A 23,558-nucleotide genomic window follows, 5' to 3' on the forward strand; every position below is an offset into this window, starting at 1 on the left:
CATGAAGGTTCACAAGGGTGACACCGTCATCGTCGTCGCAGGCAAGGACAAGGGCGCAAAGGGCAAGGTCATCGAGTCCTACCCAGCGCGTAACCGCATCCTCGTCGAAGGCGTCAACCGCATCAAGAAGCACACTTCCGCCTCGCAGAATGAACGCGGCGCATCCTCGGGCGGCATCGTCACCCAGGAAGCCGCCATCCACGTCTCGAACGTGATGGTTGTTGATTCCGACGGCAATCCGACGCGCATCGGCTACCGCACCGACGACAACGGCAAGCGCGTCCGCATTTCCCGCAAGAACGGGAAGGACATCTGACATGAGCACCACTGAGAAGATCCAGCCTCGGCTGAAGCTCCGCTACCGCGCGGAGATCAAGGACGCGCTCAACGAGCAGTTCCAGTACGACAACGTCATGCAGATCCCCGGCGTGGTCAAGGTCGTCGTGAACATGGGTGTCGGCGACGCCGCCCGTGATTCCAAGCTGATCAACGGCGCGGTCAAAGACCTCGAGCTGATCACCGGCCAGAAGCCAGAGGTCCGCAAGGCCCGCAAGTCGATCGCGCAGTTCAAACTGCGTGAGGGCATGCCCATCGGTGCGCGCGTCACTCTTCGTGGCGATCGCATGTGGGAGTTCCTCGACCGGCTCGTCTCCATCGCGCTGCCTCGTATCAGGGACTTCCGCGGTCTGAGCGATCGCCAGTTCGACGGCAACGGCAACTACACCTTCGGTCTCAACGAGCAGTCGATGTTCCACGAGATCAACATCGACAACATCGATCGGCCCCGCGGCATGGACATCACCGTCGTCACCACCGCGACCAACGATGACGAAGGTCGGGCACTGCTGCGTCAGCTCGGCTTCCCGTTCAAAGACCCCAACGTGAAGGACAACTGACATGGCAAAGAAGGCTCTGGTCAACAAGGCCAACAAGAAGCCCAAGTTCGCCGTGCGTGGCTACACCCGGTGCAACCGTTGCGGACGCCCGCACTCGGTCTTCCGCAAGTTCGGCCTGTGCCGTATCTGCTTGCGCGAGATGGCACACGCGGGCGAGCTGCCCGGTGTGCAGAAGAGCAGCTGGTGATTTTGTAGCCTCACGGCTCGCAAACGCTCCACTTTTACAAAGACGCTCCACCTATTGGTGGAGCGTCTTTGTGTTTCCGGAGCGTTTGTCGGAATGAGATACCGCGGGCTGTGGCTACTTTCGGCGCCGGTGTGCCTGCCGTCGGTGGGCTCTGTTGGGTCCACGTGCGTGAATGATGTCGTGAGGTCCACCAGGTTGCTGCCGCCCCAGTGGCATCACCCCCTTGACCTGTTGGTCATCGGGCAACAGAGCGTAGTCATCCATCCACGGATACCTGCCGTGCTCGTCGGACCAGACGACCTGGAGGGCAGCCGAATTCGGGAACAGCTCGTTGGTGATCAGCAGATCGCTCTTGTCGACGAGTTCGATCAGTCGGACCGGTGCTTGCAGTGCGCGTAGCGACAACTCGATGCCCTGCGCGACGATGGCGCTCCACTGGTACCCATGGAGAAGGTCGCCCAGTTCGTCGAGCACCCGCCCACTGGTTCTCGCGTTCAGTCCGTACACCGCCAGTTCGGGCAGCGAATGCATCACCAGGCCGGTCGTATATGCGAATGAGCAGTCGGGCGGTCGGCAGTCGTCCGAGTCGCATTCGCATTCGTCGCTGACGGCGGTGATGAGCCACCGTTCTGTCTTGACCCTGCTGATCGCCGAATTGACCAGCGGGTGGGGATGCCAGCGCGGAAGGCTCCTGATCGCCTCGGTGTAGTCCGACATGTTCGCTCCTTTGTTCGATGTTGAGACGAGTGGAGCAGTGCCTGCTGACAAGTGGCGATCTTTGTCCCCTTAAGGACAACCGGACGGGAATGTTCCCTCCGTGACTACGGAAAGGGCCGATTTTCACCACGAGTGAACCGGTACCCGTCTGCCATGCGTCGGATGGTCATGGATGGTGGTGTCTACAGCCGAAACGAGCTGCGCCGACTCGGGGTCGACGAACCCCACCTGCGCAGGTGCGTGCGGGACGGCTCGTTGACCAGGCTGCGCTCTGGCTGGTATGCGACTGCCACGCCGGATCCCGATGTGGCGGAGGCGGTTCGGCGCGGGGGAGTTCTCGGGTGTGTCTCGGCCTTGCGCAAGCACGGGCTGTGGGTCCCGCCCGGCTACTACGACCGCCTGCACGTCCGCGCGAGCAAGCACGGCAAGCAGCTACGGGCCGGATCCTGCCAAGGTCCCGGTCGACCGAGGCCGGCGGACGCGGCGCTCGATTCCGTTCCGGTTGCGCTGGGTTGCGCGTCCCGGTGCATGTCGGCCGAGGATTGGGTCGTCGTCTGCGATTCGGTCCTGAACACCCTCGGACTGACCGTGTCGAAGTTGCAGCTGGAGATGGGGACCATCTCAGGGCAAATCAGGAACCTGATGGACAAGTGTGACCAGCGCTCTCAGTCAGGTACGGAGTCGCTGGCCCGTCTCAGGTTGCGCGCCGCGGGGTTCACCGTGCATGTCCAGCCGTCGATACCAGAGGTCGGATGGGTCGATCTGCGCGTGGGACGACTGCTCATCGAATGCGATAGCAAAGAACATCACACCAGTTTCGACAACTACCAGAATGACCGACGCCGCGACCGAAATGCGTTGGTCGGCAGGTGGTTGACCATGCGGATCACGTATGACGACGTGCTGTACGGCTGGAACGAAGTCATGGCTGATGTCCGGGCGATCACCCAGACCGATCGTCACCGGATGCGACAGCGAAACTCGGCCCGGTCAGCGCCGGCCGAGGGGAATGTTCCCTCCGCCCCACCTGAGGGGGACAAAATCGCCTGAACCTACCGCCCGAGTAAACCGCCGAGGCCGCCTTGCACACCGGATTGGCTGCCGCCGCCGGTACCGCCGATCAATCCGCCCGGTGGCATCTCCGACGGTTGGACGACGACGAAACCCTGTCCGCTGAACGCGAGGGTGAAACGCTCGCCGGTGCTGCGACCCATGAGCGTCCCGAGATTGAAGGAGTCGTTGCGCTTGACGCTGGTCTGCAGACTCGACGACCACGCGACCGCGGCGTTGGGGTCGGCAAAGGTCTGCTGATCGACGGTCAGGACCACCGGGTTGCCGTCGGTGGTGATCGCGATGCGACCACGACCGGTGAAGACACAGTTGAACAGTCCGGCGTTGCCCTGGGCGCCGGCACCTTGGACGCGTTTGACGTCGTAGGTCAGGGTGGAATCGAACGCGAGGACGTTGGCGCCGTTGATGGTCAGGCCGTCCGACCCGTCGAGGTCGATCAGGTGGACGTCGCTCGCGGCGTCGGCGAGGAACAGGTCGCCGCGGCCGGTCACCTTCATCAGCGGCACACCCTCGCCCGTGAGGGTGTTGCGGATGGCGCGGCTGATGCCGCCCGAGCCGAGCGCCTCGAACTTCAGATCGCCCTGATAGGCGACCATCGACCCGGACCGCGCCATCACCTCGCCGTTCATGCCGACCCGGCACATCTTGCTGCCCTGCTTCTGGATGCCGGTTCCCGACACCTCCGCGTGTGCCGGGTTGAAAAGGTCACTGTTCATGGCGTGAACTCCCTGCTGCTGGGGCGAAGGTGCGGGCGGTGGCGTCTGCGGGTAGGCGGGTTGCGGCGGCGGCGGTGAGCCCTGCGTGGCCGGTGGTGATCCCTGGCTCGCAGGTGGCCACGGCATCGGATCGGGTGTTTGCGCAGGCGGCGGGGGATCGTCGTCGACCTGGATCCCGAAGGCCCGGGCCAGACCTGCGAGTCCGTCGTCGTATCCCTGGCCGACGGCGCGGACCTTCCAGGTGTCGCCGCGCCGGTAGACCTCCATACACACGACACCGGCCTCGGAGGTCAGTTGCGCCGGGGTGAACGACACCGTGGGAGCGCCGGAGCCGTCGCGGAGCTCGGCCCGAAGCGTGCCCGCCGTCGCGAAGGCGGTGGGCCCGGTGCCGTCGAGGCTGGCCGTGATCGCGACCGTCTCGATGTCGCGGGGCAGGCGCGTGGTGTCGATGGTGATCACGTCTGTTCGACCGGCACTGCTGTAACTGACACCGGGACCGGACGCCTGGTTGTAGAAGATCAGGTCGTCGTCGGAGCGGACCCGGCCCGATGTGGTCAGCAGCACCGCCGACGTGTTGACCGGCGACGCACAGGTGACCGTTACGCTGACCTGCGGTGATGGTAGGGGAGTGTTCTCTCCCGGAGCGAGTTCTCTCATGACCTGCTCCATTGTTCCAGGCGGTGGGTCAGTCTCGATTCAAGAGCGGGACCAGGGCCTCGGTTTTCGCCTGGTCCCATCCCGGCGGGTCGAGAATCGCCGCCCACGCGTAAGGAATGGCCGACAGGTAATTGTGACCATGGCCGTCGGGGACACCGGTCGACACCGCCAAGTCTGCCGAGACCTGTAAGAACGACACGAACGGGATCCACCGGGTCGACGACAGGACGTCGTCACCGCGGGTTTCCTTCAGCCAGTCCGGCTCGTTCAGGATCAACCGGGGACTCCACCAGGCGATCGGGTCGCTGGCGTGCTGCAGGTAGACGATCCGTGACTGCTTCCAGGGCGCATCCGGTCGGTCGAGGTCTGTTTCATCGGCGATGAACCGGACCTGGCTGCCGTTGTCGTAGATCGGGAGGATCTGGGGCGAACCGGCATCACGATCTGCTGTCGTGTCGTTCCACAGCGTGTTGTTGAACGTCGGACCGCTGAAGAGTGCACCGTCGGTGCGCGCGGCCAGCGCCGGGATGCTGCCGAAGGCGGACTCGCCGGCAAACGACCCGAGACTCTCTCCGAAGACCACCAGTTTTGGTCGCTGTGCCTCCGGGATCGCCTGGACCCGTTCGGAGATCGCCTCGAAGAGCGCCCGGCCGGCTTGCCGGGCACGCTCTTTGTCGACGAGGAACGACAGCCAGCTCGGGAGGTACGAATACTGCATGCTGACGATGGCGGTGTCGCCGTTGTACATGTATTCGAGCGAGTCCACGGTCCCCTTGTTCAGCCAGCCGCTACCGGTGCTGGATCCGACCGCGACCACCTGGCGCTCCAGGCCGCCGGTCCGGACCAGTTCTTCGGCCGCGAGTTCGGCGATCTCGCGGACCGAGTCGGCGGACTCGAGGCCGGCGTACACGCGGATCGGCTCGGTGGCGGGAACACCGTTGAACCGGGTCAAAGCCTCGACGTCCGGGCCCTTCGAGATGAACACCCGACCCTCGCGGCCGAGCGAATCCCAGGACACGAGCGACCCGGGGCCGCCGGAACGGAGTGAGGATGTCGGTGGCGATGAGTCGGCTTTCGTTTCGTCGTTTGCGGCGGCGAAGCTGGCGTTGAGGGCCTGCATCGAGTAGTTCACGATCACCCCGTTGAGGATGAACACCGTCAGGACGACGACGACACCGGCACCGATGACCGCGGAGATCCGTGGCGGCGCGACCTTGTTGAGCTGTCGTACGCACCATCGCACCGCGAACCCGAAGCCCTGACCCAGAGACATGAGAAGGAAGAACACGATGAGCCCGACCACCGCGATCGTCGGGTACGCACTCCAGCTCAGGTGATCGACCCCCATCAGGTCGCGGATCTCGCTCTGCCAGGAAGCGAACCAGACGAGCATCAGCGACGTGCCGACCACCGCAGACGCCGCGAGGACCAGCCAGGCCACCCGGCCCGCGCTGCGCCAGGGTTCGTCCCGCGAGATCATGAACCGCACGAGCCAGGTGAAGAACACGCCGAGGCAATAGCCCAGCGCAGCGGAGCCGCCACTGACGACACCCTGGAACAATGGGCCCCGCGGAAGCAGCGACGGTGTCAGCGACAACAAGAGGAAGACGAGCGCGACCACCATGCCGGCGTATGCGTACCGCTGTAGGTGTCGACGCCACCACGGCGGCTCTGATGCATGAACCGGTGCGCCCGCCGACGTCGCAGCGGAGTCCGGCGGGTCTACGGGCGCACCGGGCGCGTCAGCACCGGAGGTGTTCGCCGAGGAGATGTCACTGTGGGCTGCCACCGGCTGCGCTCCCTTGGTTCGGATCAGCCACCGTATCAGCGCCGGCTCCTCACCGACCCTGCCGGCGACCAGTCGATGATCTCAGTAATTTGGCCTGAGCAGCACAGTTCCCTACACTAGAACGGTTGCCCAGGGTGGGATGTGTTCGCGCACGTCCAAAACGCCCCTGGTGACCACCATTTTTCTTGGCCATCGAGCTTTGAAAACTCCCGAGTGCATCCGTGCACTCGGGGGAGCAACACCCCTGACCGGCAACGGTCGGTCAGGACGCAAAACTCACTTCGTAGTAGGCCCACGATGTGACGTGCGAGGCCCGCAGTCCTTCGGCGAGAGTCGAGGGCGGGGAACCGGTGCGCACATGCTGCATGGGAACCGCCGCGAGAAAGGTTGACGGTCTGTTATGACCATGACTGATCCGATCGCAGACTTCTTGACTCGTCTGCGCAACGCCAACTCGGCGTACCACGATGAGGTGACCCTGCCCGCATCGAAGATCAAGGCCAACATCGCCGAGATCCTCAAGCGCGAGGGCTACATCACCGATTACCGCACGGAGGACGCAGAGGTCGGTAAGAGCCTCGTCGTCTCTCTCAAGTACGGCCCCACCCGCGAACGGAGCATCGCCGGCCTGCGTCGCGTCTCCAAGCCGGGTCTGCGGGTCTACGCAAAGTCCACCAATCTGCCCAAGGTGCTCGGCGGCCTGGGCGTGGCGATCATCTCCACGTCCTCGGGTCTGCTGACCGATCGCCAAGCCGCCAGCGCGGGCGTGGGCGGCGAAGTCCTCGCGTACGTCTGGTAAGGGGCAAAAACAATGTCGCGTATTGGAAAGAACCCGGTCGCCATCCCGGCCGGAGTAGACGTGAAGATCGACGGCCAGACCGTCAACGTCAAGGGCCCCAAAGGGACTCTGTCGGTTGACATCTCGGAACCGATCAATGTCGCTGTTGAGGACAACACCATTGTGGTGACCCGTCCCAACGACGAGCGCAAGAATCGTGCGCTGCACGGTTTGAGCCGCACCCTGGTTGCCAACCTGGTCACCGGTGTCACCGAGGGATATGTCCGCAAGTTGGAGATCTTCGGTGTCGGTTACCGTGTCGCGCTCAAGGGCAGCGACCTAGAGTTCGCGCTCGGGTACAGCCACCCGGTGCCGATCAAGGCGCCTGCGGGCATCACCTTCGCGGTGGAATCGCCCACCAAGTTCTCGGTTTCGGGAATCGACAAGCAACAAGTCGGACAGATCTCGGCGAACATCCGCCGCCTGCGCCGTCCGGACCCGTACAAGGGCAAGGGCGTTCGCTTCGAGGGTGAGCAGATCCGTCGCAAGGTCGGAAAGACGGGTAAGTGACATGAGTGAAGCAACAGTAAAGCCAAAGCGTCTGCCCCTGGGCAAGGACGTCTCCACCCGTCGCCGGGTCTCCAACAACCGCCGCCACTTCCGGCTGCGCAAGAAGGTCAGCGGCACTCCTGAGCGTCCCCGTCTGGCCATCAAGCGGTCGTCACGGCACATCCACGTGCAGTTGATCGACGACCTCGCAGGCAACACCCTCGCCGCCGCCTCGACCATCGAGGCAGACGTGCGCAGTGCCGGCGGCGACAAGTCGGCACAGAGCAAGAAGGTCGGCGAACTGATCGCCGCCCGCGCCAAGGCTGCCGGCGTGCAGACCGTGGTGTTCGACCACGGTGGCCACGGCTACCACGGTCGTATCGCCGCTCTGGCGGACGCCGCCCGCGAGGGAGGGCTCGAGTTCTGATGATTGATACGAATACTTGCAACGGAAGGACCATCTGATGCCGGGACGTCAGCGGCGTGACGGCGGTACCGGAAGCGGACCCGCCGGAAGCAACAGCAATGACCCCAACGCCAACAACGCAGGCGGCGACCGCCGCGGTGGCGGCGGCAATCGCGATCGGCGCGACAACCAGCGCGGCGGTGGCCGGGAAGACAAGAACCAGCTCGAGCGCGTGGTTGCCATCAACCGCGTCTCGAAGGTGGTCAAGGGTGGACGTCGGTTCTCCTTCACCGCCCTCGTCGTCGTCGGTGACGGCAACGGACTGGTCGGCGTCGGCTACGGCAAGGCCAAAGAGGTCCCTGCCGCGATCCAGAAGGGTGTCGAGGAGGCTCGCAAGAGCTTCTTCCGCGTCCCGATGATCGGCGCGACCATCACGCACCCCGTGCAGGGCGAAGCCGCTGCCGGTGTCGTGATGCTGCGTCCGGCCAGCCCCGGTACCGGTGTGATCGCCGGTGGCGCGGTGCGTGCCGTGCTCGAGTGCGCGGGTGTCCACGACATCCTCGGCAAGAGCCTCGGCAGCGACAACTCGATCAACGTCGTGCACGCGACCGTGGCTGCGCTCAAGCTGCTGCAGCGTCCCGAAGAGGTGGCCGCACGTCGCGGACTGCCGATCGAGGACGTCGCTCCGGCCGGTATGTTGCGTGCCCGTGCAGGACAGGGAGCATAACGACATGGCAGAGCTGAAGATCACCCAGGTGAAGAGCACCATCGGGCAGAAGAGCAATCAGCGTGACAGCCTGCGGACCCTCGGTCTCCGAAAGATCCGCCAGACCGTCACCCGCGAGGACAACGCCCAGAACCGTGGATTGATCAAAGCGGTTCGGCACCTCGTGACAGTCGAAGAGGTTTAACCGCAATGACAATCAAATTGCATCACCTTCGCCCCGCTCCGGGGTCGAAGACAGACAAGACCCGTGTGGGTCGCGGTGAGGGATCCAAGGGTAAGACCGCGGGTCGCGGCACCAAGGGCACAAAGGCGCGCAAGAATGTGCCTGCTCGTTTCGAGGGTGGGCAGATGCCCATCCACATGCGGCTGCCGAAGCTCAAGGGCTTCACCAACCGCAACCGGATCGAGTACCAGGTCGTGAACTTGGCCGACATCAACCGGCTGTTCCCCGACGGGGGCACCATCGGTGTCGAGGACCTCATCGCCAAGGGCGCGGTTCGCAAGAACGAACTGGTCAAGGTGCTCGGCGACGGAGAGCTGACGGTGGCCGTGCAGGTCACCGCCAACAAGTTCTCCGCCTCTGCCACCGAGAAGATCGCCGCCGCGGGCGGATCCACGACCGTCCTGTAAGGCGGCCGTAGTCCATCGATCACCCAGGACTCGCTACAGTGGCGGACGGCGCGGCATCATCGCTGCGTCGTCCGTCACTCCGGCAGTCACCCAACGTGGTTCCAACAAGGTGACTGTTAGAGTTCAAGAGTTGTTTGTAGCCCGGTGCAACGCTGCTGCCGGAGCGACATTGCCCAGGAGGAGTTAGTGCGTTCCGCCGTCATATCGGCCTTCAGGACACCCGACCTGAGGCGGAAGATTCTCTTCGTTCTGGGAATCATCATTCTTTATCGTCTCGGCGCGACCATCCCGTCGCCCGGTGTGGACTATCAGCAGGTCCAACAATGTCTTGACGATGTCTCGCGTGGAGATTCCGCAGGCATCTACTCCCTGATCAACATGTTCTCCGGCGGAGCCCTGCTCCAGCTGTCGGTGTTCGCGATCGGCATCATGCCGTACATCACGGCCAGCATCATCGTCCAGCTCCTGACCGTGGTGATCCCACGGTTCGAGCAGCTGCGTAAGGAAGGTCAGTCCGGCCAGGCCAAGATGACGCAGTACACGCGCTACCTCACGGTGGCGTTGGCGTTGCTGCAGTCGACGGGCATCGTCGCACTCGCCGACCGCGGTGACCTGCTGCGAGACTGTCAGAACGGTGACCAGATCCTGCGGGACCAGTCCATCTTCGGCCTCTTCATCATCGTCTTGGTGATGACCGCGGGCGCCTGTGTGGTCATGTGGTTCGGCGAGCTGATCACCGAGCGTGGCATCGGTAACGGTATGTCGCTGATGATCTTCGCCGGTATCGCCGCGCGTATCCCGTCCGAGGGCAAGACCATCCTCGACACCCGCGGTGGCCTGGTGTTCTTCCTGGTCATCCTGGCGGCGCTCGCGATCGTCGCCGGTGTGGTGTTCATCGAGCAGGGTCAGCGCAGGATCCCGGTGCAGTACGCCAAACGCATGGTCGGCCGCAAGATGTACGGCGGATCGTCGACGTACCTGCCGCTCAAGGTCAACCAGGCCGGCGTCATCCCGGTCATCTTCGCGTCGTCGCTGCTGTATCTGCCCAACCTGATCTTGCAGCTGACGCAGAGTCAGACCGAGGAACCATCGTGGTGGCAGCGCGCGATCCAGACCTACCTGGTGGATCCGAGCAACCCGGTGTACATCCTCATCTACTTCCTGATGATCATCTTCTTCACGTACTTCTACGTGGCGGTGACATTCAACCCGCAGGAACGCGCCGACGAGATGAAGAAGTACGGCGGCTTCATCCCCGGTATCCGTCCGGGTCAGCCGACCGCCGACTACCTCGGCTACGTGCTCAGCCGGATCACGCTGCCCGGCTCGATCTATCTCGGCACCATCGCGGTCCTGCCCAACCTCTTCTTGGAGATCGGCAATTCCGGCGGTGTGCAGAACATTCCGTTCGGCGGCACCGCGGTGCTGATCATGGTCGGTGTCGGTCTGGACACCGTCAAACAGGTCAATTCGCAGCTCATGCAGCGTAAATACGAAGGGTTCCTGAAGTGAGACTGGTTATTCTCGGCCCACCCGGAGCCGGCAAGGGTACGCAGGCAGAGCTGCTGTCCGAGAGCGCGGGTATCCCGCACATCTCGACCGGCGACCTGTTTCGCGCCAACATCTCGCAGGGCACCCCGATCGGTGTCGAGGCGAAGAAGTACCTGGATGCCGGAAACCTCGTGCCGTCTGAGATCACCGTCGACATGGTGCGTGCGCGCGTCGCCGAGCCCGATGCGACCAAGGGGTTCATTCTCGACGGGTTCCCGCGTTCCACGACTCAGGCGGATGCGCTCACCGAGATCCTGTCCGAGCTCGACACCAAGCTCGACGCAGTGCTGTCCTTCGGCGTCGATGAGGATGTCGTCGTCAAGCGCATGCTGGCCCGCGGCCGCGCGGATGACACCGAAGAGGTCATCCGCAACCGTATGCACGTCTATCTGAGCGAGACCGCGCCGTTGCTGGAGTACTACGCCGACACGGTCAAGACGATCGACGCGATGGGCGACGTCAACGAGGTCCATCAGCGCGTGCTCCGCGCTCTGGGCGCCTGACGTTTCGGCCCTCGCGGCAGAGTACGAGAATGCGCAGGTGTGAAGATGGGTTTTCGTAAGCCCAAGCCGGTGCCGTTTCGTAGCGCCGGTGAAGTCGACGCCATGGCCGCGGCCGGCGCAATCGTCGGCAACGCGCTGGTGGCAGTGCGTGAAGCTGCGCGGCCCGGTGTGAGCACGCTGGAGCTCGATCAGATCGCGGAGTCGGTGATCCGAGACGCGGGCGCGGTGCCCTCATTCCTCGGCTATCACGGCTTCACCGGTTCGATCTGTAGCTCGGTGAACGAGGTTGTGGTGCACGGCATCCCGTCAAAGGATGTGATTCTCGCCGAGCATGACCTGGTGTCAATCGACTGCGGCGCGATACTCGATGGCTGGCATGGTGATTCGGCCTGGACGTTCGGGGTTGGCGAGTTGTCGCAGGCCGATCAGGATCTGAACGCCGCCACCCAGCAAGCCCTCGACGCCGGCATCGCCGCGATGGTCGACGGCGGCAGGCTCACCGACATCTCCCACGCGATCGAAACCGCAACCCGCGCAGCGGAAAAGACCTTTGGTCGCACTTTCGGGATCGTTGCCGGGTACGGCGGCCACGGTATCGGCAGGCAGATGCACCTCGACCCGTTCCTCGCCAACGAGGGTAAACCGGGCCGCGGCCCGGTCCTGGTGATCGGTTCGACGCTGGCGATCGAGCCGATGCTCTCGCTGGGTACCGTCGACACCACCGAGCTCGACGACGGCTGGACCGTGGTCACCGATGATGGGACCAGGGCTTCGCACTGGGAGCACACGGTGGTCGTCACCGGCGATGGTCCGCGGATTCTCACCACCCGTCCGTAGGCCCACGTCGAAAACTCCCTGACATCGTCCCCCTGGCGGGTGTTCGCGGGCACTATGCCGCTCATGGCCGCAGATGGGGACGATCTCGGGGCGCCAGCGTCGAGTCACACTTCGAGTTCGATCGTGACCGGGCCGTCGTTCACCAGCGAAACCTGCATGTTCGCGCCGAATCTGCCGGTTTCGACGTGGGCTCCCGATGCTCTCAGGGCCGCGACCACCGCCTCGACGAGTGGCTCGGCGACCGAACCCGGCGCCGCCGCATTCCACGACGGGCGACGTCCCTTGTCGGTATTGGCGTACAGGGTGAATTGACTGATGACGAGAACGGGTGCGTCCAGGTCTGCGGCGGACTTCTCGCCCTCCAGGATGCGCAGCCGCCAGATCTTGTCGGCGAGTTTGGCAGCGGTGTCGGGAGTGTCGTCGTGCGTCACACCGATCAACGCGACGAGTCCGTGGGTACCGGCAGGGATGGTCAGTTCGCCGACCACCTCACCGTCGACGCTCACCGATGCAGACGTGACCCTCTGTAGTACAGCTCTCATCCAGCCAACCTAACGACTGAACAGTTCGTAGGCGACGGCCACCTCAACCGTTCGTGTCGGGCCGGAGTCGTCGCCGCCTTGAACCGTCCACCGATCCGACGTGCGGTCGATGACGTACCTCACCGGATTACCGATCTCCGCCAGGGGTTCGACGTACACGCCCTGGGTCGGGCCGTCCGTGCACTCGTAGACATGGACGAATCGTTCGTTTCCGGTCGCCATCGCCATCGGGTTGCGGCCGAGGGTGCAGCGCGAACCGTCGGCCAGGTCGAGGCCGGCGGGAACGTACGGGCTCACGTCGGTCATGAACGTGAGAGTTGCGCCCACAAGGCCGAATTCGGTATCTCGCGGATCGGCGAGACACGCTGCCGTGCTCTCGCCGGCCTCGACGCAGAAGCGAAGACCTTCCGGAGTGTCCGAGCAGCGCAGGCCGCCGGTGATATCGGTGAAGCAGTCGAGCGGTGCGAACGTCGGCACGTCCCGTGCGGTGTAACCGGGCATCGGGGTGCCGCCCGCGTCCACCGGCTCGATCGTTCGAACTTCGGTCACGGATCGGGATGGTGCACTCTGGTCGGTCGAGCCCCCGTCGCCGGACGCACAGCCGACAAGTCCTGTCAGGAGCGAAGCAGCGAGAACGACGGTCATCCGCATGCGGCCGACAATACGGACATGTGTCCTGGTATCGGTGTTCTCGCGAAACAATTGCTGCGCACGAATGACGCCCGGTGGAATGGCCTCCGCGTTGGGGGAGTTGCATTGGAGTATGACTGGATTCGGAACTCATGGGGTGTGGGCCGGCTTTTCGGCGATATCCCCGCAACAGGCACTGGAGATCGAGAAACTCGGCTACGGCACGATCTGGCTGGGAGGTTCGCCGCGGTCGCTGACGCCGGCACGCAAGGTCCTCGAGGCGACGTCGTCGATCCGGGTGGCGACGGGTATCACGAACATCTGGAACACCGAAGCCGCGGAGATCGCCGAGCAGTTCAACCAGCTCGAGACTGATTTTCCGGGCCGCTTTCTGCTGGGCATCGGGGTCAGCCATCCGGAGGCCGTGCAGGAGTACAGAAGTCCCTACGACTCGCTGGTGGCCTACCTCGACGTCCTCGACGAGGGTGGGGTCCCCGCGGACCGCAGGGTGATCGCAGCCCTCGGACCCCGCATGTTGCGTCTGGCCCGAGACCGCGCGTTGGGCTCGCACCCGTATCTCGTACCAGCAGCTCATACGGAGTACGCCCGCAAGATCCTCGGCCCGGACAAGTTCCTGGCACCCGAGCACAAGGTCGTGCTGACCGAGGACGCCGAACTCGCCCGATCTGTCGGCCGACCCTACGTGGACCAGCCGTACCTGCATCTGCAGAACTACACGAACAACCTCAAGCGCTTCGGCTACACCGATGCCGACATCGCCGACGGCGGCACCGATGCGTTGATCGACGCACTCGTCGCGCACGGCAGCGCGGAGGTGGTCCGTGAACAGCTCGATTCACACCTCGGCCAGGGCGCCGACCACGTCGCCATCCAGATCCTGGGTGATGTCGACATCGTCGAGGAGCTCGCGAAACTCATCTGACCCCCCGATCTTGGTGGGTTCTGGTGAGTCCGACCTGCGGTTTTACTCGCCAGAATCCACCAATTCCGGAGCTTGGGAGGCCAGGTGGGCGCGGATCGACTGCTCGAGCGGTGTCACCTCGATGGGCACGCCGGTCATGTTCGCCATGCCGGCTAGTCGTTCGAGATCCTCGGGATCGGACGAGATGAGGGCGTTCACGTTCGCACCGCCGCTACCGAGTTCATTGGACGCGGCATCGTTCGCCTTCGTCCAGCCACCGGTGCCGTTGTGTCCCCAGCCGTGAGGAATGGCGACGACCCCGGGTTTGATGTCGTCCGTGACGCTGATCGGCAGGGCGATCTGTCCGTGCCGGGACGTCACCGTGACCAGGTCGCCCTCGTCGAGGCCGCGAGCGCTTGCGTCCGCAGGGTGCATACGGGCGCTGTGAGCGCGTCCGCCGCGCAGGAGCAGCGGCGCATTGTGCTGCCAGCTGTTCTCCGACCGGATCTCCCGCATTCCGATGAGCCGCAACGGGTACGACGGGTCGTCGGCAGGGTCGAGCCGGTCGATCTCGGCGAGCAATTCGGGTGCGTCGAGGCGGATCTTGCGGTGCCGATGAGTGACGAACTTACCCAACTGACCTGGTTCGAGATGGTCGGCGACGATGGTGCCGTGCGGGAACTTGTCGAGCAGCCGCTTGAACGTGAGTCCGCCGCGGCGTAATCCGAAGCGATCCCCACCCGTTCCCAGCCGGACCACCAGATCCGAGAGTCTTGTCGGTGTCCAGGGTTTGCCGATTCGGGCGGCGAGCTTGTTGAACAGATGCAGCCCACGGAGTGCCGGTGCCTGGGGAGCGAGCGCGGCGACGAGCTCGTTGACGATCTGCCACTCCTCGCGGGCTTCGCCCATGGGCGGGATGACCGCGTCGGTCGCCTGTTTGAAGGGTGTGGTGAACAGCGGCTGGAAGGGGATCAGGAAGTCGGCCCGCTCGTACATGGTGGTCGTCGGCAAGATGTAGTCGGCGTGGGCATTGGTCTCGTTCTGATAGAAGTCGAGCGACACCATCAGGTCGAGCCCGCCGAGGGCTTTGACGAGTTCGTCGCCGTTCGGCACCGACAGCACCGGATTGCCCGCGCTGACGAACAGTGCCTTGAGCTGTCCCTTGCCCGGGGTCAGCATCTCTTTGGCCATCAGCGACGCCGGAGCGGTGCCGAGGACCTGCGGCAAGCCGCCGACCCGACTGCGCCGACCGTTCCACGCGAAGTTCGAAACATGCTGCATGGCAGTGACTCCGACGCGCTGTCCGGGTATACCCAGGTCGCCGAACATCGAGCCGCCGACCGCGTCGAGGTTGCCCGCGACGAGGTTGACGATGTCGAGCAGCGCCGTGGTCAGGGTGCCGGTCCGGCCGAGTGAGGTGCCCACCCGGCCATAGAGTGCCGCGCGGTCGGTGAGCACCAGGGTGCGGGCGAGGTCCCGCACGGTGTCGGCGTCGATGCCGGTGCGCTCCGAGGTCAGCTCCGGCGGATATTTCGCCGCCAGCGACTTGATGGCCGCCACCCCGGTGGCCTGTTCGCGAAGCCGGTCGTCGTCGGCGAGCTTCTCGTCGAACATCACGTGCAGCAACGACAGCAGCAACAGGGCATCGGTGTCTGGGACGATCGGCTGCCAGTCGAACTCTCGGGCCGTCTCGGTGCGCCGTGGATCGATGACCAAGACCCGACCGCCGCGCTTGGTGATCGCGGTGAGCCCCTCGCGGATACGCGGCGAACTCATCACGCTGCCATGCGAGACAACGGGATTGGCGCCGATGATGACGAGGAACTGGACTCTGTTGATGTCGGGTATGGGGGCGGCGACAGGGGTGCCGTAGAGAAAATGGCTGGCCACGAAGCGGTTGTTCACGTCCTGAGAGCCAGCGGAGTAGACGTGGGGCGTGGCGAGCAGCGTGGTGAAGTTGGCGACCCAGAGGGTGTGGCCCGTCGAGAAGGTCGCGGGATTGCCGAAGTACCAACCGATACCGGACGCTCCGTCGCGCTTGTGTATCGCGGCCAGTTTCTCGGTGATCTCGCTCATCGCGGTGTCCCACGAGACCTGTTCGAACTCGCCGAACTCGTTCTTCCGCAGCGGGTGCAGCACTCGATCGGGGTCATTGACGATTTCGCTGAAGGCGATTCCCTTCGGGCAGGCGAACCCCTTCGACAGAGGGTTCTCCTTGTCCGGCCGCAGGGAAAGCAGCTTGCCGTCTTCGACGGTGGCGATCATCCCGCACAGCGGTTCGCAGATTCGGCAGAAGGTTGTTTTGTTCTCGGCCATGAGCAGCTCCCTGGTGATCCGTCTCACATCTGACAACGAGTGTTCCACAATGGTGGCCGGAAACACCAGGGATGGCGGTCGGAGGCCTCGTTGGTCCGACCCGATCAGCGGGTCAGGCGGGAGCGGTGGAGGCCCGGATGACCAAGCGCGGCTGGAAGAGCACATGGCGGGGCGGGGTCTGCGGAGACCGAGAGATCTCATCGACGAGGAGCTCGATGGCGCTGGACCCCAGCTGGCGGCTCGGCTGGCTGATCGATGACAGGGGGACCACGGCGGACTGGGCGAAGTCGATGTCGTCGTAGCCGATGAGCGCGATGTCGCGGGGTACCGCGATGTCGCCGAGCATCGTCAGGGCCTGCAGGATCCCGATGGCCAGGAGGTCGTTGGCGCAGAAGACGGCGTCGGGACGCTCGTTCGCCGGACGCCTGCGGATCTCCTCGCCCGCGGCGCGGCCTGCCAGCACACTCAGCGACGGCGTTTCGATCACCTCGAGCGTTGCGTCGGGTACCCGAGCGATCGCCTCGTTAGCGCCGCGCAGTCGGTCGGCCACCTGGTGCAGACCGCGGGGGCCGCCGACGAAGGCGAGCCGACGCCTCCCGGTCTCGTACAGGTGCGTGCACGCCAGCGCGCCACCGGCGACATCGTCGACGGCGACCGACGGAAACACCGTCCCCTGCCCGTTACGGTCGACGAGAACCACGGGCGTTCCGCGCTGGTGCAATGCTTCGAGCCGACTCAGATCGTCGCCGACCGGCGACACCAGAACGCCGAAAACCCGCTGCTCGTCGAAGGTCTCGATGTACATGTGCTCGCGGGCGACATCGTCGTCGGACGTACCCAGCAGGAGGGTGAGGTTGTTCTCCGCCGCCTGCCGCTCTGCGGCCCGGGCGAGATCGGTGAAGAACGGGTTCCCCACATCGAGGACGATCAGGCCGACGCAGCGCGACCTACCTGCTTTGAGTTGCCGCGCAGCGTCGTTGCGTACGAAGCCGAGTTCGGTGATCGCCTTGTGCACTCGATCGACAGTCGCCGGCGCTACCTTGTCGGGGGCGTTCAGCACATTCGACACGGTCCCGATGGACACCGACGCGGCTGCGGCCACCTCGCGCATGCTCACCGACATCGCTGCTTCCCTTTCCGACCTCCGGGTGGACACCCGACCCCCGCGTCCCCCGACAGGCTAGCGCGGAGCCAGTCGGGTCAGCTGCGTGACGTGCGCCGGGGTCAACTCCTCGAGCGAGGTGACACCCAGTAGTCGCATGGTGCGTTCGACCTGTTCGGCGAGGATGTCGACGGCCCGGTTGACGCCTGCTTCGCCGCCTGCCATGAGGCCGTAGAGGTAGGCCCGGCCGATCAGGGTGAAACGCGCGCCGAGCGCGATGGCCGCGACGATGTCTGCCCCGGACATGATGCCGGTGTCGAGGAGGACCTCGGTGTCGGAACCGACCTCACGGGCGACGTCCGGGAGCAGATGGAAGGGGATCGGTGCCCGGTCGAGTTGCCGTCCACCATGATTCGACAGCACGATGCCATCGACACCCAGGTTGACCACAGCTTGTGCGTCGGCCACGGTCTGAATGCCCTTCACGACGATCTTGCCGGGCCACTGATCGCGGATCCAGGCCAGGTCGTCGAAGGTCACCGTCGGATCGAACATGGTGTCCAGCAGTTCGGCAACGGTGCCCGACCAGCGATCGAGGGAGGCGAAGGCCAGCGGTTCGGTGGTGAGGAAATCGATCCACCAACTCGGGCGCGGCAGCGCGTTGAGGACCGTGCCCGGGGTGAGCGCAGGAGGGATCGACATCCCGTTGCGCTTGTCCCGCAGGCGCGCGCCGGCGACCGGGACGTCGACGGTGACGAGCAGGCTGTCGTAACCGGCCTTGGCGGCCCGGTCGACCAGCGCCATCGAGCGTTCGCGTTCCTTCCACATGTAGAGCTGGAACCAGTTGCGGCCCTGCGGATTGGCCTCCTGGACATCCTCGATGGACGCGGTACCCATGGTGGACAGCGAGAAGGGGATGCCTGCCCGTGCCGCGGCATGGGCGCCGGCGATCTCGCCTTCGGTCTGCATCATGCGGGTGAAACCGGTGGGCGCGATACCGAACGGCAACGACACCGGGGCGCCGAGGACCTCCCAACCGGTGCTCACCTTGGAGACGTCACGCAAGATCGCCGGATTGAACTGGATGTCTGCGAAGGCTTCCCGGGCACGGCCGATGGAGATCTCGGCCTCGGCAGAACCGTCGGTGTAATCGAAGGCGGCCTTCGGGGTGCGGCGTTTCGCGATGCGGCGCAGGTCCTCGATCGTGAGAGCGGCATCCAGTCGCCGCTTCTTGGCGTCGAACTCCGGCTTCTTGAACTTCATCAGGGGCGCGAGGTCATGGACCTTCGGCAGTTGTCGTTTCATAGCGCTGTGTCGTGTCATCGGGTTGCCTTCAGGTGGTGTGCGGCCGCTGTACGCGGCTCGAAACGTTCGGGTGGGAAGGTGGCGGCGACCAGCGCGCGTGCGCTCTCGGGATCGTCGGCGACCAGCTCTTTGGTGCGGGCGGAGACCAGGATGTTGCCGATCGCGGTGGCCTCGACGGGGCCGGCGAGTACCGGCATGCCGAGTCGATCTGCGGTGAGCTGACACAGCAATCGATTTCGGGAGCCGCCGCCGACGATGTGCACGACCTCGACCTCGGTGCCCGAGAGGGATGCCGCCTCATGGACACGACGGGCGAAAGCGCCGGCGAGGCTCTCCAGAATGGCTCGAACCATCGGGGCGCGGCCGGCCGGGGCGGGAAGACCTCGGCTGGTGTACCACCGCGCGATACGCGCCGGCATGTCACCGGGTGTCAGGAACTCCGGGTCATCGGTGTCGAAGAGTTCGACCGGGGAGTGTGCCTGTGCTGCCTCGTCGAGCAAGCGGGGCAGCTCGACGGCAGCGCCTTCGCGCTGCCATTGCCGTACGGACTCACTCAGAAGCCACAGGCCCATGACGTTGCGGAGGAATCGTATTCGACCGTCCACCCCGACCTCATTGGTGAAGTTGGCGACTCGAGCCGCGGGATCGACGACCCGGTCGGTCAACTCGACACCGACCAGCCCCCAGGTGCCGCACGAGATGTATGCGGCCGATTCGGGGCGCATCGGCACGGCGACCACCGCCGAGGCGGTGTCGTGCGAGGCAACGGCGCTCACTGTGACCGACGACGGCAGTCCGAGCTGCGTGACGATCTGCGGCAGGACCGGACCGAGTTCGGAGCCGGGTTCGATGAGCGCGGGAAACAACCCGGTGGGCAGCCCGAGCGTGCGTTCGAGTTCGCTGTCCCAGATGCCGTCCGCGCCGAGCAGCCCGGTGGTCGAGGCGTTGGTGCGTTCGGTCGCCATCTGACCGGTGAGCCAGTACCCGATGAGGTCCGGGATCAGCAGTGCCCGGTCGGCGAGCTCGAGTGTCCCGGCCTGCTTTTCCGCCATCAGTTGGTACACGGTGTTGAAGGGCAGGAACTGCAAGCCGTTGCGGGCGTGGAGCACTGCGGGATCGATCCCTCGGTGTACCGCCGAGACACCGGCGTGGTTCCGGTCATCGCGGTAGTGGTAGGGCAGGCCGAGCAGGCGCCCGTCGCGCAGCAACCCGTAATCGACTGCCCACGAGTCGACCCCGATCCCGATCAGATCCGTGGCCTGACGTGCCGCCGACGACAAGCCGTCGCGGATATGCGAGTACAGGCCGGGTAAGTCCCAGTGCAACGCAGTTCGGTGGCCGTCCCAGATAGGGAGGGGGCCGTTGGGGAATCGATTCACCTCGCGAATGTCCAGCCGGCCGCCGCCGACCTCGGCCAGCATCACGCGACCGCTGGTCGCTCCTAGGTCGACGGCGGCAAGCTCGGCCACGCGTGAGCCCTTGCTCATCGCAGGAATGCCGCGGCCACACCGGCATCGACGGGCACGTGCAGGCCGGTGGTGTGCGACATGTCGGAGCTGCACAGCACGAACGCCGCGTTGGCGATGTTCTCCGGCAGCACTTCGCGTTTGAGCAATGTGCGCTGGGCGTAGAACTCGCCGAGATCTTCTTCGGCGACACCGTAGACGGCCGCTCGCTTCGCGCCCCAGCCGCCGGCGAAGATGCCCGATCCGCGGACCACCCCATCTGGGTTGATGCCGTTGACCTTGATGCCGTGCTCGCCGAGTTCGGCGGCGAGCAGTCGAACCTGATGTGCCTGATCGGCTTTGGTCGCCGAGTACGCGATGTTGTTCGGGCCGGCGAACACCGAGTTCTTCGACGAGATGTACAGGATGTCGCCGCCCATCTGCTGATCGATGAGTGCCTTCGCGGCAGCCTTCGACACCAGGAACGATCCGCGGGCCATCACGTTGTGCTGCAGGTCCCAGTCTGCCGCGGTGGTGTCGAGAAGCGATTTCGACAGCGAGAGTCCCGCGTTGTTGACCACCAGGTCGATACCGCCGAACGCGAGGACGCACGCATCGATCGCGGCCTGCACCTGCGCCTCGTCGGTGACGTCGGCGCGGATCCCGATGGCGACGTCGGACCCGCCGATCTCTTCGGCCGCAGCTGCTGCCTTCTCCTCGTCGAGGTCGGCGATCACGACACACGCACCTTCGGCGGCGAGCCGGGTCGCGATGGCCTTGCCGATGCCCGAGGCGGCTCCGGTCACCAGAGCGATCCGGGTGGCCAGCGGCTTGGGCTTGGGCATCCGGGCGAGCTTGGCCTCTTCCAGGGCCCAGTACTCGATGCGGAACTTCTCGACTTCGTCGATGGGCAGGTAGTGCGAGATCGACTCGGCGCCGCGCATGACATTGATGGCGTTGAGATAGAACTCGCCGGCCACCCGGGCGGTCTGCTTGTTCTTGCCGTAGCTGAACATGCCGACGCCCGGGATCAGCACGATCGCCGGGTCGGCCCCGCGCATGGCGGGGGAGTCCTCGGTGGCGTGCCGGTTGTAATACGCGGTGTAGTCGTCGCGGTAGGAGCTGTGGAGCTCACGCAGACGTGCGATGCAGTCCTCGATGGGCGCATCGGCCGGCAGGTCGAGCACCATCGGCTTGACCTTGGTGCGCAAGAAGTGATCGGGGCATGACGTCCCGAGTGCGGCGAGCCGGGGATGCTCGGCGCCGGTGAGGAATTCGAGGACCGGGTCGGTGTCGGTGAAGTGCCCGACCTGGGCGTTGTCGGTGGACGCCAGTCCGCGCAGGGTCGGTGCCAGCGCAGCGGCTTTCGCGTGACGCTCGGCCGGACTCAGCGGTCCGAAGCCCCGCAACGGCGGGCCGAAGGGTTGCTTCCGGCCGTTGGCCGCGATGAATTCCTCCGCGGCCGAGATGATCTCGAGGGAGTTGGCTTCGGCCGCCTCGGAGGTCTCGCCCCACGCGGTGATGCCGTGGCCCCCGAGGATCGTGCCGATCGCCTGCGGATTCTGGCGTTTGACCTCGGCGATATCGAGTCCGAGCTGGAAACCGGGTCGCCGCCACGGAACCCAGATCACCCGGTCGCCCCAGATCTGCTTCGTGATCGCCTCACCGTCGGCGGCGGTGGCGATCGCGATACCGGAGTCGGGGTGCAGGTGGTCGACGTGGTCGGCGTCCACCAGGCCGTGCATGGCGGTGTCGATCGACGGCGCCGCGCCGCCGCGACCGTGCAGCGTGTAGTCGAATGCGGCGACCATCTCGTCCTCACGGTCGACGCCGGGATACACACCGGTCAGCGCGCGCAGGCGGTCCAGTCGCAGTACCGCGAGACCGTTCTCGGTGAGGGTGCCCAGGTCTCCGCCCGAACCCTTGACCCACATGAGGTCGACGTCCTGGCCGGTCACCGGGTCGCGCTCGGTGCCCTTGGCGGAAGTGTTGCCGCCCGCATAGTTGGTGTTCTTGGGGTCGGCGCCGAGCCGGTTGGAGCGTTCGATCAGTTGGGTGACGGTTTCATTGGTCATGGTGTTGTTCCTTCGAAAATGGTGATGCGGGAATGCTCAAGCGCCCCAGGAGGACTGCGTACCGCCGACGCGGGCGGCGGCGATCTCTTCCTGGTATCCGGAGTCGGCGAATGCGGCCATCGGATCGGCCGGGAGACCGCGCTCGATCCGCCAAGTCGCAAGATCGGGCCGGATGTCGGTGTAGAACGCGTCCATGAAGATTGCGTTGGCGCCCAGCACATCTCCCGCCTCCTGGGCGGCGGCCAGCGCGTCTGTGTCGACGAGCAGCGCGCGGGCGGTCATCTCCTGCACGTTGAGCACCGACCGGATCTGACCGGGGATCTTCTCTTCGACGTTGTGGCACTGATCGAGCATCAGGGCGACCGGTGACCCGGTGGCGAGGCCGCCGCCGCGGATGACCTCGAACATGATGCGGAACAGCTGGAACGGATCTGCCGCACCGACGATCAGGTCGTCGTCGGCATAGAACCGCGAGTTGAAGTCGAACGAACCGAGCTTCCCGAGCCGCAGCAACTGCGCCACGATGAACTCGATGTTCGTCCCCGGCGCGTGGTGGCCGGTGTCGAGGCAGACCAGGGCACGTTCGCCGAGAGCGCTGACCTGGGCGTAGGAAGTTCCCCAGTCGGGCACATCCGTCATGTACGTCGCGGGCTCGAAGAACTTGTATTCCAGCACCATTCGCTGCTCTTGACCGATGTGCTGGTAGATGGTCGCGAGTGACTCCGCGAGGCGATCCTGCCTGCCGCGGATGTCACCCTGGCCCGGATAGTTCGTGCCGTCGGCGAGCCAGATCTTCAGGTCGCGAGAGCCGGTCTCGTTCATCACCTCGATGCATGCGAGGTGATGATCGATCGCTTTTTGCCGCACATGCTTGTCGGTGTGGGTCAGGCTGCCGAACTTGTAGTCGTCGTCCTGGAAGGTGTTGGAGTTGACCGTTCCCAGGCCGACTCCCAGGTCGGTGGCATAGGTGCGAAGCGCCCCGAAGTCGTCGACGAGATCCCAGGGGATGTGGAGTGCGACCTTCGGTGCCAGTCCGGTGAAACGGTGCACGGTCGCGGCGTCGGCGATCTTCTCCTCGACGGTGCGCGGGGTGCCGGGGGTGCCGAAGACCTTGAACCGCGTCCCGGAGTTCCCGAACGCCCAGGAGGGGAGTTCGATGGCCAGATTCTGAAACGTTTCAATTGCGTCGGAGTCGAAGTTTCTCATG

The 23,558-nt window shown here is 65.0% G+C and carries 25 protein-coding genes; 14 read left to right on the forward strand and 11 right to left on the reverse strand.

Translation table 11 applies throughout. The annotated features are described in order from the left end of the window. Position 1: 1 nt before the first annotated feature. Genes rplX through BFL43_RS25210 form a run of 3 tightly spaced genes read left to right on the forward strand, consistent with a single transcriptional unit; the run spans position 2 to position 1,083 of the window. Positions 2-316: a 50S ribosomal protein L24 gene (gene rplX, locus BFL43_RS25200; RefSeq protein WP_084835416.1), complete on the forward strand. Its 315-nt coding sequence runs from the start codon at positions 2-4 to the stop codon at positions 314-316. Position 317: 1 nt separating this feature from the next. Further along, a complete protein-coding gene (rplE, locus tag BFL43_RS25205; RefSeq protein ID WP_084835417.1) occupies positions 318-896 on the forward strand; it encodes a 50S ribosomal protein L5 in 579 nt (192 codons plus the stop codon). 1 nt (position 897) lies between these two features. Next, the gene (locus BFL43_RS25210) at positions 898-1,083 is read left to right on the forward strand and encodes a type Z 30S ribosomal protein S14 (RefSeq protein WP_023955966.1); all 186 of its coding nucleotides are present in this window, start codon (positions 898-900) and stop codon (positions 1,081-1,083) included. A gap of 114 nt (positions 1,084-1,197) precedes the next feature. On the opposite strand, the gene BFL43_RS25215 is transcribed toward BFL43_RS25210, so the two are convergent. Then, entirely contained in the window at positions 1,198-1,800 is a 603-nt protein-coding gene (locus BFL43_RS25215) for a DUF4262 domain-containing protein (protein ID WP_084895899.1), read from the reverse strand. Between the two features lie 162 nt (positions 1,801-1,962). On the opposite strand from BFL43_RS25215, the gene BFL43_RS25220 reads away from it, so the two are divergent. Continuing rightward, on the forward strand, positions 1,963-2,850 hold the full coding sequence (locus BFL43_RS25220; protein ID WP_346425995.1) for a hypothetical protein: 888 nt from the start codon (positions 1,963-1,965) through the stop codon (positions 2,848-2,850). Between the two features lie 2 nt (positions 2,851-2,852). Here the strand turns inward: BFL43_RS25220 and BFL43_RS25225 are convergent, their stop codons facing one another. Both BFL43_RS25225 and BFL43_RS25230 read right to left on the reverse strand, forming a co-directional pair. Beyond that, positions 2,853-4,256, reverse strand: a complete 1,404-nt coding sequence (locus BFL43_RS25225) for an AIM24 family protein (RefSeq protein WP_206186746.1) — start codon at positions 4,254-4,256, stop codon at positions 2,853-2,855. Between the two features lie 16 nt (positions 4,257-4,272). Then, positions 4,273-6,033, reverse strand: a complete 1,761-nt coding sequence (locus BFL43_RS25230) for an alpha/beta-hydrolase family protein (RefSeq protein ID WP_240498475.1) — start codon at positions 6,031-6,033, stop codon at positions 4,273-4,275. 400 nt (positions 6,034-6,433) lie between these two features. On the opposite strand from BFL43_RS25230, the gene rpsH reads away from it, so the two are divergent. The 9 genes from rpsH (at position 6,434) to map (ending at position 12,014) form a co-directional block, all read left to right on the forward strand. Beyond that, positions 6,434-6,832 carry a 30S ribosomal protein S8 gene (rpsH, locus tag BFL43_RS25235; protein WP_084835419.1) on the forward strand — a complete coding sequence of 133 codons (399 nt, stop codon included), beginning with the start codon at positions 6,434-6,436 and terminating at the stop codon, positions 6,830-6,832. A gap of 12 nt (positions 6,833-6,844) precedes the next feature. After that, positions 6,845-7,381 (forward strand): 50S ribosomal protein L6, encoded by a 537-nt coding sequence (gene rplF, locus BFL43_RS25240; protein WP_084835420.1) that lies wholly within the window; start codon positions 6,845-6,847, stop codon positions 7,379-7,381. A 1-nt stretch (position 7,382) separates the two neighbouring features. Further along, a complete protein-coding gene (gene rplR / locus BFL43_RS25245) occupies positions 7,383-7,787 on the forward strand; it encodes a 50S ribosomal protein L18 (RefSeq protein ID WP_084895903.1) in 405 nt (134 codons plus the stop codon). Positions 7,788-7,824: 37 nt separating this feature from the next. Further along, positions 7,825-8,493: a 30S ribosomal protein S5 gene (gene rpsE / locus BFL43_RS25250; RefSeq protein WP_084835422.1), complete on the forward strand. Its 669-nt coding sequence runs from the start codon at positions 7,825-7,827 to the stop codon at positions 8,491-8,493. A 4-nt stretch (positions 8,494-8,497) separates the two neighbouring features. Then, entirely contained in the window at positions 8,498-8,677 is a 180-nt protein-coding gene (gene rpmD / locus BFL43_RS25255; protein WP_084835423.1) for a 50S ribosomal protein L30, read from the forward strand. 5 nt (positions 8,678-8,682) lie between these two features. Beyond that, the gene (gene rplO, locus BFL43_RS25260; RefSeq protein ID WP_084895905.1) at positions 8,683-9,123 is read left to right on the forward strand and encodes a 50S ribosomal protein L15; all 441 of its coding nucleotides are present in this window, start codon (positions 8,683-8,685) and stop codon (positions 9,121-9,123) included. 186 nt (positions 9,124-9,309) lie between these two features. Then, positions 9,310-10,635 (forward strand): preprotein translocase subunit SecY, encoded by a 1,326-nt coding sequence (secY, locus tag BFL43_RS25265; protein ID WP_084835425.1) that lies wholly within the window; start codon positions 9,310-9,312, stop codon positions 10,633-10,635. Next, positions 10,632-11,177 carry an adenylate kinase gene (locus tag BFL43_RS25270; RefSeq protein WP_084895907.1) on the forward strand — a complete coding sequence of 182 codons (546 nt, stop codon included), beginning with the start codon at positions 10,632-10,634 and terminating at the stop codon, positions 11,175-11,177. The genes secY and BFL43_RS25270 overlap by 4 nt, the downstream gene beginning before the upstream one ends. 45 nt (positions 11,178-11,222) lie before the next feature. Then, complete coding sequence (gene map, locus BFL43_RS25275) at positions 11,223-12,014, forward strand: type I methionyl aminopeptidase (RefSeq protein WP_084896176.1); 792 nt, start codon at positions 11,223-11,225, stop codon at positions 12,012-12,014. Between the two features lie 104 nt (positions 12,015-12,118). Here map and dtd read toward each other — a convergent pair whose 3' ends face one another. Both dtd and BFL43_RS25285 read right to left on the reverse strand, forming a co-directional pair. Then, positions 12,119-12,556 (reverse strand): D-aminoacyl-tRNA deacylase, encoded by a 438-nt coding sequence (gene dtd / locus BFL43_RS25280; protein ID WP_084895908.1) that lies wholly within the window; start codon positions 12,554-12,556, stop codon positions 12,119-12,121. Between the two features lie 9 nt (positions 12,557-12,565). Beyond that, positions 12,566-13,105, reverse strand: a complete 540-nt coding sequence (locus tag BFL43_RS25285; protein WP_143695552.1) for a hypothetical protein — start codon at positions 13,103-13,105, stop codon at positions 12,566-12,568. 214 nt (positions 13,106-13,319) lie between these two features. Between BFL43_RS25285 and BFL43_RS25290 the strand changes: the two genes are divergently transcribed. Then, a complete protein-coding gene (locus BFL43_RS25290; RefSeq protein WP_240498476.1) occupies positions 13,320-14,129 on the forward strand; it encodes an LLM class F420-dependent oxidoreductase in 810 nt (269 codons plus the stop codon). A gap of 42 nt (positions 14,130-14,171) precedes the next feature. Here BFL43_RS25290 and BFL43_RS25295 read toward each other — a convergent pair whose 3' ends face one another. The 6 genes from BFL43_RS25295 to rhaI form a co-directional block, all read right to left on the reverse strand. Then, a complete protein-coding gene (locus BFL43_RS25295; RefSeq protein WP_084896177.1) occupies positions 14,172-16,424 on the reverse strand; it encodes a molybdopterin-dependent oxidoreductase in 2,253 nt (750 codons plus the stop codon). 112 nt (positions 16,425-16,536) lie between these two features. Then, entirely contained in the window at positions 16,537-17,547 is a 1,011-nt protein-coding gene (locus BFL43_RS25300) for a LacI family DNA-binding transcriptional regulator (RefSeq protein ID WP_084895914.1), read from the reverse strand. 57 nt (positions 17,548-17,604) lie between these two features. Then, positions 17,605-18,831 carry an alpha-hydroxy acid oxidase gene (locus tag BFL43_RS25305; RefSeq protein ID WP_084895916.1) on the reverse strand — a complete coding sequence of 409 codons (1,227 nt, stop codon included), beginning with the start codon at positions 18,829-18,831 and terminating at the stop codon, positions 17,605-17,607. A gap of 14 nt (positions 18,832-18,845) precedes the next feature. Then, positions 18,846-20,318, reverse strand: coding sequence for a rhamnulokinase family protein (locus BFL43_RS25310; RefSeq protein ID WP_084895917.1), 1,473 nt, complete (start codon positions 20,316-20,318; stop codon positions 18,846-18,848). Next, complete coding sequence (locus tag BFL43_RS25315; protein ID WP_084895919.1) at positions 20,315-22,351, reverse strand: bifunctional rhamnulose-1-phosphate aldolase/short-chain dehydrogenase; 2,037 nt, start codon at positions 22,349-22,351, stop codon at positions 20,315-20,317. The genes BFL43_RS25310 and BFL43_RS25315 overlap by 4 nt, the downstream gene beginning before the upstream one ends. 36 nt (positions 22,352-22,387) lie before the next feature. After that, positions 22,388-23,557: an L-rhamnose isomerase gene (gene rhaI / locus BFL43_RS25320; protein WP_084895921.1), complete on the reverse strand. Its 1,170-nt coding sequence runs from the start codon at positions 23,555-23,557 to the stop codon at positions 22,388-22,390. Between the last annotated feature and the right edge of the window lies 1 nt (position 23,558).

This window comes from Williamsia sp. 1135, from assembly GCF_002095395.1.
Taxonomy (GTDB): domain Bacteria; phylum Actinomycetota; class Actinomycetes; order Mycobacteriales; family Mycobacteriaceae; genus Williamsia.

Excerpts from the sequence above, each read along its gene's own strand:
- rplX (WP_084835416.1), top strand. The coding sequence starts at position 2 with ATGAAGGTTCACAAGGGTGACACCGTCATCGTCGTCGCAGGCAAGGAC.
- rplE (WP_084835417.1), top strand. The coding sequence starts at position 318 with ATGAGCACCACTGAGAAGATCCAGCCTCGGCTGAAGCTCCGCTACCGC.
- BFL43_RS25210 (WP_023955966.1), top strand. The coding sequence starts at position 898 with ATGGCAAAGAAGGCTCTGGTCAACAAGGCCAACAAGAAGCCCAAGTTC.
- BFL43_RS25215 (WP_084895899.1), bottom strand. The coding sequence starts at position 1,800 with ATGTCGGACTACACCGAGGCGATCAGGAGCCTTCCGCGCTGGCATCCC.
- BFL43_RS25220 (WP_346425995.1), top strand. The coding sequence starts at position 1,963 with ATGGTCATGGATGGTGGTGTCTACAGCCGAAACGAGCTGCGCCGACTC.
- BFL43_RS25225 (WP_206186746.1), bottom strand. The coding sequence starts at position 4,256 with ATGGAGCAGGTCATGAGAGAACTCGCTCCGGGAGAGAACACTCCCCTA.
- rpsH (WP_084835419.1), top strand. The coding sequence starts at position 6,434 with ATGACCATGACTGATCCGATCGCAGACTTCTTGACTCGTCTGCGCAAC.
- rplF (WP_084835420.1), top strand. The coding sequence starts at position 6,845 with ATGTCGCGTATTGGAAAGAACCCGGTCGCCATCCCGGCCGGAGTAGAC.
- rplR (WP_084895903.1), top strand. The coding sequence starts at position 7,383 with ATGAGTGAAGCAACAGTAAAGCCAAAGCGTCTGCCCCTGGGCAAGGAC.
- rpsE (WP_084835422.1), top strand. The coding sequence starts at position 7,825 with ATGCCGGGACGTCAGCGGCGTGACGGCGGTACCGGAAGCGGACCCGCC.
- rpmD (WP_084835423.1), top strand. The coding sequence starts at position 8,498 with ATGGCAGAGCTGAAGATCACCCAGGTGAAGAGCACCATCGGGCAGAAG.
- rplO (WP_084895905.1), top strand. The coding sequence starts at position 8,683 with ATGACAATCAAATTGCATCACCTTCGCCCCGCTCCGGGGTCGAAGACA.
- map (WP_084896176.1), top strand. The coding sequence starts at position 11,223 with ATGGGTTTTCGTAAGCCCAAGCCGGTGCCGTTTCGTAGCGCCGGTGAA.
- dtd (WP_084895908.1), bottom strand. The coding sequence starts at position 12,556 with ATGAGAGCTGTACTACAGAGGGTCACGTCTGCATCGGTGAGCGTCGAC.
- BFL43_RS25290 (WP_240498476.1), top strand. The coding sequence starts at position 13,320 with ATGACTGGATTCGGAACTCATGGGGTGTGGGCCGGCTTTTCGGCGATA.
- BFL43_RS25295 (WP_084896177.1), bottom strand. The coding sequence starts at position 16,424 with ATGGCCGAGAACAAAACAACCTTCTGCCGAATCTGCGAACCGCTGTGC.
- BFL43_RS25300 (WP_084895914.1), bottom strand. The coding sequence starts at position 17,547 with ATGTCGGTGAGCATGCGCGAGGTGGCCGCAGCCGCGTCGGTGTCCATC.
- BFL43_RS25305 (WP_084895916.1), bottom strand. The coding sequence starts at position 18,831 with ATGAAACGACAACTGCCGAAGGTCCATGACCTCGCGCCCCTGATGAAG.
- BFL43_RS25310 (WP_084895917.1), bottom strand. The coding sequence starts at position 20,318 with ATGAGCAAGGGCTCACGCGTGGCCGAGCTTGCCGCCGTCGACCTAGGA.
- BFL43_RS25315 (WP_084895919.1), bottom strand. The coding sequence starts at position 22,351 with ATGACCAATGAAACCGTCACCCAACTGATCGAACGCTCCAACCGGCTC.
- rhaI (WP_084895921.1), bottom strand. The coding sequence starts at position 23,557 with ATGAGAAACTTCGACTCCGACGCAATTGAAACGTTTCAGAATCTGGCC.